At 73.0% G+C, this 8,753-nt stretch carries 5 protein-coding genes and 1 pseudogene; 3 read left to right on the forward strand and 3 right to left on the reverse strand.

What is annotated here, in order from left to right:
- Together IG94_RS0137590 and IG94_RS0137595 are read right to left on the reverse strand one after the other, a co-directional pair.
- On the reverse strand, positions 1-1,109 hold a 1,109-nt coding region (locus IG94_RS0137590; RefSeq protein ID WP_248783115.1), incomplete at its 3' end, for an RNA polymerase sigma factor.
- A gap of 1,124 nt (positions 1,110-2,233) precedes the next feature.
- Positions 2,234-3,028 (reverse strand): TetR/AcrR family transcriptional regulator, encoded by a 795-nt coding sequence (locus tag IG94_RS0137595; protein ID WP_031048455.1) that lies wholly within the window; start codon positions 3,026-3,028, stop codon positions 2,234-2,236.
- A gap of 371 nt (positions 3,029-3,399) precedes the next feature.
- Between IG94_RS0137595 and IG94_RS0137600 the strand changes: the two genes are divergently transcribed.
- Together IG94_RS0137600 and IG94_RS0137605 are read left to right on the forward strand one after the other, a co-directional pair.
- The gene (locus tag IG94_RS0137600; RefSeq protein ID WP_031048458.1) at positions 3,400-4,779 is read left to right on the forward strand and encodes an NAD(P)/FAD-dependent oxidoreductase; all 1,380 of its coding nucleotides are present in this window, start codon (positions 3,400-3,402) and stop codon (positions 4,777-4,779) included.
- A gap of 179 nt (positions 4,780-4,958) precedes the next feature.
- On the forward strand, positions 4,959-6,608 hold the full coding sequence (locus IG94_RS0137605; protein WP_031048462.1) for an ATP-binding SpoIIE family protein phosphatase: 1,650 nt from the start codon (positions 4,959-4,961) through the stop codon (positions 6,606-6,608).
- A 134-nt stretch (positions 6,609-6,742) separates the two neighbouring features.
- Here the strand turns inward: IG94_RS0137605 and IG94_RS41265 are convergent.
- Positions 6,743-7,624: pseudogene (locus IG94_RS41265) on the reverse strand (MFS transporter); the annotation flags it as partial.
- Between the two features lie 146 nt (positions 7,625-7,770).
- Here IG94_RS41265 and IG94_RS0137615 point away from each other — a divergent pair.
- Positions 7,771-8,319: a MarR family winged helix-turn-helix transcriptional regulator gene (locus IG94_RS0137615; RefSeq protein ID WP_031048464.1), complete on the forward strand. Its 549-nt coding sequence runs from the start codon at positions 7,771-7,773 to the stop codon at positions 8,317-8,319.
- Positions 8,320-8,753 lie beyond the last annotated feature (434 nt).

Below are 8,753 nucleotides of genomic sequence, written 5' to 3' on the forward strand. Positions count from 1 at the left end.
GGTGTGGTCGGCTCGGGTGCGGCCGGGGGGCGTGGTTCGGGTGATCGCGGGGTGGGCGTGGGGGTGTCGGGGGCCGGCTGCGCCACGGGGGACGACGCGGGCGGGGCGGCCTTCGGCGGCTGCTCCTTCTGCGCGTCGTTGCCGGCCAGCGCGAAGACCAGCGCCGCCGCGGCGGCCACCGCCACCACACCGCCCGCGATACCGGCCTTCACCGGTGCGCCCAGCCCCTCGGAGGCCGCCGCACCGCCGCCGGCCCCGCCGGACGAACCGCCGCTCGCGGCCGCCGCCGCGCCCGCCGCACCGGCGCTCGCGCTGCCGGCGACGAGCCCCGCCGCCTTGGCGTACCCGGCGGCGCCGAACCAGCCGATGACCGCGACCGGCACCACGGCGGGAATGCCGCCGGCCACCTCCTCGATCTGCGTCGCCGCCAGCCGGCACCTGGCGCACTGCTCCAGGTGCTTGCGCAGCCCCCGCTCGGCCCGGATGCGCAGTCGGCCGCGCGCGTATGTGCCGAGCTGGTCGGCGTAGCGTGCGCACTCCTCGTCGGCGGTGAGCGAGGCGCTGACGTGGGCCTGGAGGTAGGCCTGCTTCAGGCCCTCGCGGGCGCGGCTGGCGAGGACGCGGGTGCCGTTGGCATCGAGGCCGAAGAGCATCGCCACCTCGCTCGGCGACTCGTCCTCGACCTCGGTGTGCCACAGCACGGCTTGCCACCGCTCCGGAAGCGACCGGAAGGCGCGCATGGCCATCGACTGCTCGGCCGCCTGCATGGCGCGGACGTCGGCGCCCAGTTCCAGGGTGTCGTCGTCCTCCACCTTGGCGGCGTGCGCGGCCTGCGTGGCGAACACCGCGAAGTCGTCGACCAACTGCTCCCGCCCCGCCGACCGCGTCCAGCCGGCGGCGACGCGCCGGACCGCGGTGAGCAGGTAGGCGCGTACGGCGTGTTCGGGGCCCGAGCCGCCGCGCACCGCCTGGAGCATGCGGGCGAACACCTCGGCGGTGAGGTCGTCCGCGGTGTGGGCGTCGCGGCAGCAGGTGCGTGCGTACCGGCGGACCGCGTCCGCGTGGCGGCGGTACAGCTCCTCGTAGGCCGTGTCGTCGCCCGAGCGCATCCGCCCGATCAACTCCGCGTCGGGCACCGGCAGCTCGCGCGGGGGCGGCAGGATGCCGTCGTCGTCCCCACCGTTCTCGTCGTCGAGGCCGTGGCCGTAGTTCTGCGAGTCGCGTGGGGGCGGCAGGACGCTGTCCTCGTGCAGCCCACGCTGCGTGGGTACACCGTGCCGCCGGGGCCGCCCGTGTTTCCCGCCGCCTGGGGCCCCGCCGTTCCCGCCGCCTGTGGCCGGGTTTCCGCTGTCTGTGGCCCGGTTCCCGCCGCCTGTGGTTGGCCTGTTGCCTGTGGTCCGGCTCGGGTTCGTGGTCCGGCCCCGGTTCGTCGTTCGGTCTGCGGCTGTGGTCGGCTCACCGGCTGGGGCTGGGGCTGGGGCTGGGGCTGGGGCCGGAGCCGGGTGCGTGCCGGTGGTCGGGCTGTTGCCTGTGGTGCGGCTGCCGCCTGTGGTCGGTTCCTTGGCCGTGGCCGGGTTCCCGCCCGATGCGTGTCCGCCGCCCGCGACCGGCTTTCCGGCCGTGGTCGGGTCCGTACTCGTTGCCGCCCCGTCCTCTCCGGGGCGGTCCTCGTCCTCCGTCGGGCCGTTGCCCGCGGCCGGGCCGGCGCCTGGAGCCGGGGTCCCGCCTGCGGTCTGCCCGTCGCCCACGGCCTGGTCGCTGCCTGCGGCCCGGGCACCGCCGACGGACGGGGCCTCGGCCGTGGCCGGGTCTCCTTCCGCCGCCGGGCGCCCCTCGGACCCAGTCGAATCCTCGGCCCCGGAAAGGGCGTTGTCCGGAGCCGCCGACCGGTTCTCCGCCGCCGGCTGCCGGGCCCGCGCGGGGGCGCCGCTCCGTCGTGGATCCCCGGCCCGTCCGCCCTGGCCCGGCACCTGGGGCGAGTCGGCGGGCCATGTGCCCCCGGCGCCGCCGTCCTCGCCGAGTGGCCCGCCTCGCCCGTCAACACTCATCGCGGATTTGCCCCCGCCGCCTGCCCAGCCAGTCCGAACACCGGGTCAGCGTGCCATATTGGCTTTTGTTCAGGACCCCCCTGTGCCGACCATCACTCGTCCGTGGGGACTTGCCCAGACGCAGTAATAACGCTCAGCCGTTCGGGGAAGGAGAAAACGTCCCGTCGGCAGCGCGGTGTCACCGGTCAGGCCGGGCGCGAGCGCAGGCCCTCCAGCAGGATGTCCAGCAGCCGGGCCGACGCCGCCGCCTGCTGGGCCGGATCCGGCAGCGAGGGTGCCGCCGTGGCTATCACCAGCAGTACGTCCGACACCGACACGTCCGGCCGCAGCTCGCCCGCCGTCCGCGCCCGCTCCACGAGCCGGCCCACGACGTCCAGCAGCGCCGCCGCCCCGTCGTCGAACTCCACGGACACCGGCACGTCGGCCGAACCGGACCCCTCGTCGGGCACCAGCCGCAGTTCGCCGGCGCCCGGCTGTATCCGCTGCTTCGGCACCCGCGGGCCACCGTCCGCGCCGTTTCCGCCGCCCTCTTCCTCGGCGTCGTCGGGCACCCCGACCCGCAGCACCTGCGGCGGCAGCAGCCGGCCGGCGCCCGAGGCCACCGACGTGCGCAGGAAACGGGACAGAGCCGACCACGGTTCGTCCTCCTGCCCGAGCGCCGCCCGGGCCTGGTCGGTCAGCCGTGCCGTCTCCTCCTCGGCTATCCGCCGCACCAGGACGTCCTTGCTCGGGAAGCGCCGGTACACCGTGCCGACCCCGACCCGGGCGCGCCGGGCCACGTCCTCCATCGGCGCGCCGTAACCCAGCTCGCCGAAGACCTCACGCGCCGCGCGCAGCACGTGCTCCAGATTGCGCTGCGCGTCCACGCGCAAGGGCGCGGTCCGTGCCGCGTCACCGCGTGCGCCGCCCGCTGCCGCACTCATCGCACCGCCGGGCGCGACGGCCGACGCGGACGACCAATGAGAATCCTGAACATGCATAGACAATCCCCCGGTAATGACGTCTCCCCCCGGAGACTCTCCCCGCCATCGAAAGCCGGAGTGCGCGGAACGGCCCGGCTCTGCGGGCCGCCCGTCGCGGACCGATGAGCGCATCCCCCACACTCCGTCGGATAGAACATAGTTGAGCCGCAGTCAATTCAGAAGGGGCATGTTCCGCACGATGAGCCCCCCGATCGGAGCACCGGTCGCCCGAGTCCCCGCACCGGGGCTCCCGGCACTCGCACCCGTACCGCTTGACCTGCGCAGCCGTGCCCGACCGGGGCGATCCTGGAGGACCGGCGCTTTCACGATCTCCGGTCACACAAATTGACGAGCCTGTGGACAAACGCAAGCGACGGGTGCGTCATGGGATGGTGAAGGAACGTGCGCGCATTCTCGTTGTCGGCGGTGGCTACGTCGGGATGTACACGGCGCTGCGGCTGCAGCGGAACCTCAAGGCCGAACTGGCGCGGGGCGAGGCCGAGATCACGGTCGTCACCCCCGACCCCTATATGACGTATCAGCCGTTTCTCCCGGAGGCGGCGGCCGGCTCGATCTCCCCGCGGCACGTCGTCGTGCCCCTGCGGCGCGTCCTCGGCCAGTGCGACGTCGTCATCGGCGAGGTGCACACCATCGACCACACGACCCGCACCGCCACCGTCACCACCCTCGCCACCGGCGAGGAGAAGTCGGGCGCCCGCAGACTGACGTACGACGAACTCGTCCTCGCTCCCGGCTCCGTCTCGCGCACCCTGCCCGTCCCCGGCCTCGCCGACCACGGCGTCGGGTTCAAGACCGTCGAGGAGGCCATCGGCCTGCGCAACCACGTCCTCGAACAGATGGACATCGCCTCCTCCACCCGCGACCCCGCGATCCGCGACGCCGCCCTGACCTTCGTCTTCGTCGGCGGTGGCTACGCGGGCGTGGAGGCCCTCGGCGAACTGGAGGACATGGCCCGCTACGCCGCGCGGTACTACCACAACGTCACGCCGGACGACATGAGGTGGATCCTCGTCGAGGCCTCGGACCGCATCCTGCCCGAGGTCGGCGAGGAACTGGGCCGCTACACGGTCACCGAACTGCGCCGCCGCAACATCGACGTACGCCTGGAGACCCGCCTGGAGTCCTGCGCCGACCGTGTCGCCGTCCTCAGCGACGGCTCCCGCTTCCCCACTCGTACGGTCGTGTGGACGGCCGGCGTCAAACCCCACCCCGTCGTCGCCGCCACCGACCTGCCCCTCGACGACCGCGGCCGGCTGACCTGCACCGCCCACCTGTCGGTCGACGGCGCCCCGCACGCGTGGGCCGCCGGGGACGCCGCCGCCGTCCCCGACGTCACCGCGGCCGAACCCGGCCGGCACTGCGCCCCCAACGCCCAGCACGCGGTGCGCCAGGCCAAGGTCCTCGGGGACAACGTCGCCCACGCCCTGCGCGGCGAGCCCCTCGACACGTACGCGCACAGGTACGCCGGCTCCGTCGCCTCCCTCGGCTTCCACAAGGGCGTCGCGCACGTCTACGGGCGCAAGCTCAAGGGCTACCCCGCGTGGTTCATGCACCGCGCCTACCACCTCAGCCGCGTCCCCACCGTCAACCGCAAGGCGCGGGTGCTGGCCGAATGGGTGATCGCCGGGCTCTTCAAACGGGAGATCGTCTCCCTGGGTTCACTCGAACATCCGCGGGCGGAGTTCGAACTCGCGGCCGGTGGAAAGCCTTCTCAGGAGCCGCCGCACAACCCGAAGGGGTCGTCCTGACCGAAGTCAGGAACTCCTGCGGCCACTGCGGCGTCTGACGGATGTCGGCCGGGCGGGCAGCCTGCCAGACTGGTCCACCATGCGGGCGCCCCGCCGCTCGCCCCAGCGCGGCCCCGGGGCCCGGGCCGTACAGGCCCGCCCCGGCCCCGGCCGCCGACAACTACACGAGGCAAGGATTCGTGAACTTCACGCGCTGGAGCGCCCGACTCCCCGGAACACAGCGCCGCGCCGCGGCGCAGACCGACCCGACGGTCGACCCGGACCGCCGGGGAGACGGCTCCGTACCCGCCGCCCGCGCCGAGCAGCTGACCGACGAGGTCCCGCCCGTACCCGCCATCGACGGACTGCCCGTGCGCGACGTACTCGACCGCGTCCCGGCCCTCGTCGCCCTCGTCCACGGCCCCGACCACCGCCTCGCCTACGTCAACGACGCCTACGTCGCCGCCTTCGGCGCCCGCGACCTCGGTGTCCGGGCCCGCGAAGCCCTCCCCGAGCTGGACGAACCGGGCCTCTTCCCGCTCCTGGACCAGGTCCAGCGCAGCGGCCGGCCCCGCACCCTGAAGTCCCGCAAGGCCCCCGACGGCCGCTCCTACACGTTCACCTGCACCCCGGTCACCGAGAGCCACAACGGCGACGGCCGCGGCGTCCTCGTCTTCGCGACCGACGTCACCGACCACGCCGAGGCCGCCACCCGCCTGCGCGCGAGCGAACGCCGCCAGCGCGAAACCGCCGTCACCCTCCAGCGCTCCCTGCTCCCGCAGGAGCTGGAGGAGCCCGACGACCTGCGCGTCGCCGCCACCTACCACCCCGGCGGCACCGAGGCCGCGGTCGGCGGCGACTGGTACGACGTGATCACCCTCGGCGGCGGCCGCACCGCCCTCGTCATCGGCGACGTCATGGGACGCGGCGTCCGCGCGGCGGCCGTCATGGGCCAGCTCCGCACGGCGGTCAGGGCCTACGCCCGCCTCGACCTGCCCCCGCACGAGGTGCTCCAGCTCCTCGACGGCCTCGCCACCGAGATCGACGCCAACCAGATCGCCACCTGCGTCTACGCCATCCACGACCCCAACGAGGGCCGGCTGGTCTACGCGTCCGCCGGGCACCTGCCCATCCTGGTCCGCGACGAGCAGGGTGCCGTCCAGCGCGCCGACGAACCCACCGGTCCGCCGCTCGGCACCGGCGGCTGGATCCACGCCTCCGGCTCGATTCCGCTGGCCCCCGGCTCCACCGCCGTCCTCTACACCGACGGCCTGGTGGAACGCCGCAACGAGGATCTGGACGAGGGCATCGCCGCCCTGGAGCGCGCCCTGTCCGGCGCTACCGGTTCGCCCCAGGTGATCTGCGACCGCCTGGTCCGCTCCGCCGGCGTCACCCCGGACCACGACGACGACGTCGCCGTACTGGTCCTCCAGCACCCCGCACGCAAGGGCGCGGAGGCCGAGCTGTTCCGCAACGCCGCCCTCGACCTGCTCGGCGGCGTGGAGGCGGCCCCACGCGCGCGTGCCTTCGCCTCCGGCGTCCTCACCAGCTGGCGCTTCCCCGCCGACCTGCACGACCTGGGCGTCCTGGCCACCAGCGAACTGGTCGCCAACTCCCTCCAGCACGGCACACCCCCGATGCGGCTGCGCCTGCGCCGCACCGACCGCCGCCTGACCATCGAGGTCACCGACGGCGACGACCACCTGCCCAGGCGCCGCCGCGCGGAGCCCGGCGACGAGTCCGGCCGGGGGATCGCCATCGTCGCGACGATCGCCTCCAACTGGGGCTCCAGGCGCACACCCGGCGGCGGCAAGGCCGTCTGGTGCGAGTTCGTCCTGCCGAAGCCGTGAGGCAGGGGCCCGGCTGAGGCACGGCGGCGCGTGCGACAGGGGGGGGGTGGAGCGGGGGGCCGGCGGAATCGGGCCGGAGGCGTGGATCCAGCGGCCGGTGCCGAGCGGCGGAAGCGGTCCCGGGTCATCGCCTCGGTCGGGCTGATCTGGGCCGTGGCGTGGGCCGTGGCCGGGTACGCCGGGCTCGGGCACGGCAGCCAGAACAGCGCGTACGTCGAGATGAACGCCGCCGTCGCCATCGTCTGGCTGCCGTGCCCGAGCCCGGCGTACCCGGCCACGGCCCACGCCACGGCCCAGATCAGCCCGACCGAGGCGATGACCCGGGACCGCTTCCGCCGCTCGTAGCAGGCGAAGAACAGCACGAAGCCCAGAACGCACAGCTGCACCATCGCGCGGTTGCCGAGCAGCTGCTTCCAGCTCCCGCCGGTGCCCTGGCCCGGCGCCTCCTCGATCCGCGGCGCGCGCGGCGCGCGAACCGTCGCCATGACGGCGACGAGCACGAGGAACATCGCCGCCTCGATCGCGAACAGCAGCGTGAACGAGGACGCGCTCGTCGTGTCGACCAGGTGGCCACCGATGAGCCCGCCGACCCCGAGACCGAGGTTCTGCAGGAAGAACTGCATCGCGAACGCCCGCGACCGGGTCTCCGTGGTGGAGCAGTCCACGATCATCGTCGCGAGCGCCGGCTGCATCACGGCCTGCCCCGCACCCAGCGCGGCGGCGGACAGCAGCACGGTCGCCGCCGAGGCCGACAGGCCCAGACTCAGGGCGCCGAGCGCGGCGGTGACCAGGGCGACCAGCAGGACCGGCAGCGGGCCGCGCCGGACGATGGCCCGCCCGGCGAACGGCAGCACGATCAGCGCGGCCACGGCGAAGACGGCGAGCACGAGGCCCGCCGTGACCGAACCCAGTCCCCTGACCTGCGCCACATAGACGTACAGGTAGGGGACCGTGAAGCCGAGTCCGAACGCGCTGAGTGCGTTGCCCACGTGAATCCGGCGCATCGCGGCGCCCATTGCCCTGGTCACGTTCACCCTCTCTTGATCTCTCGAGATCGATCACTCCAGCCCTTAGAGCTGAAGACTTAGAAGCTAAAATTCGAAGGTAAACAGTACACAGTGAAGGACTTCAAGGCAAAGGAGCCGCGTGCCATACTGCGCCCATGGGTGACACCTCCGGCGCCGGCGAGCCGACACTCGAAGAGCAGATCGCCGCCTACCAGCGCGAGTTCCAGGACCTCGACCCCCAGGTCGAGAAGATCGTCTCGGCTCTGTCCCGCCTCAACCGCCGCATGAACGTCGCGTACGGCAGGCAGACCGCCGCGCTGGGCATCGGCAACACCGACTGGGAGGTGCTCAAGGCACTCGTCCTCTCCGGCGCCCCCTACCGGCTGGGCCCCGGTGACCTCGCCAAGCGCCTCGGCCTCACCCCCGCCGCGATGACCCACCGCATCGACCGCATGGTGACGGAGGGGCTGGTCACCCGGGAGCGCGACGAGTCCAACCGGGTCCGCGTCATCGTCGAGCTGACGGCGGAGGGGCGCGAGAAGTGGCTGGAGGCGATGCGCCTCGCCACGGTCTTCGAGGAGGACCTCCTCCAGGACCTCTCCCCGGAGGACCGGACCGCGCTCGGCGAGGTCCTCACCCGGCTCCTGCGCCGGGTGGAGCACGCCCAGCCGGACGCGGGCGGCCGGCTCAGCGACCTCGATTAAAGATCTTGACAGGCGTCCTTGACAGTCCCCAACGGCATCCGTAAGGTTCTTCGGGTTGCCACGGAGCCGTCACGGTTCTGTGACGGCACCTCCTGCCGCAGCAGCGGCAACCAAACCACCAGCAAGATCCCTCGCGGGAAAGACTTCGGCGTGCCCGAATTCAATTCCACGACCCCGATTGGGAATCGCCGCGAAGGTCCGCTAAGGTTTGAGACGTCGGAACGGCCCAACAGCCGGGACGGCAACCCCCTCTGACGGGGAATCAGAGCCCGAAAGGATCTGATAGAGTCGGAACCGCCGGAAAGGGGAACGCGAAAGCGGGAACCTGGAAAGCGCCGAGGAAATCGGATCGGAAAGATCTGATAGAGTCGGAAACGCAAGACAGCAAGACCGAAGGGAAGCGCCCGGAGGAAAGCCCGAGAGGGTGAGTACAA

The organism is Streptomyces olivaceus (assembly GCF_000721235.1).
In the GTDB taxonomy this organism is placed as follows: domain Bacteria; phylum Actinomycetota; class Actinomycetes; order Streptomycetales; family Streptomycetaceae; genus Streptomyces; species Streptomyces olivaceus.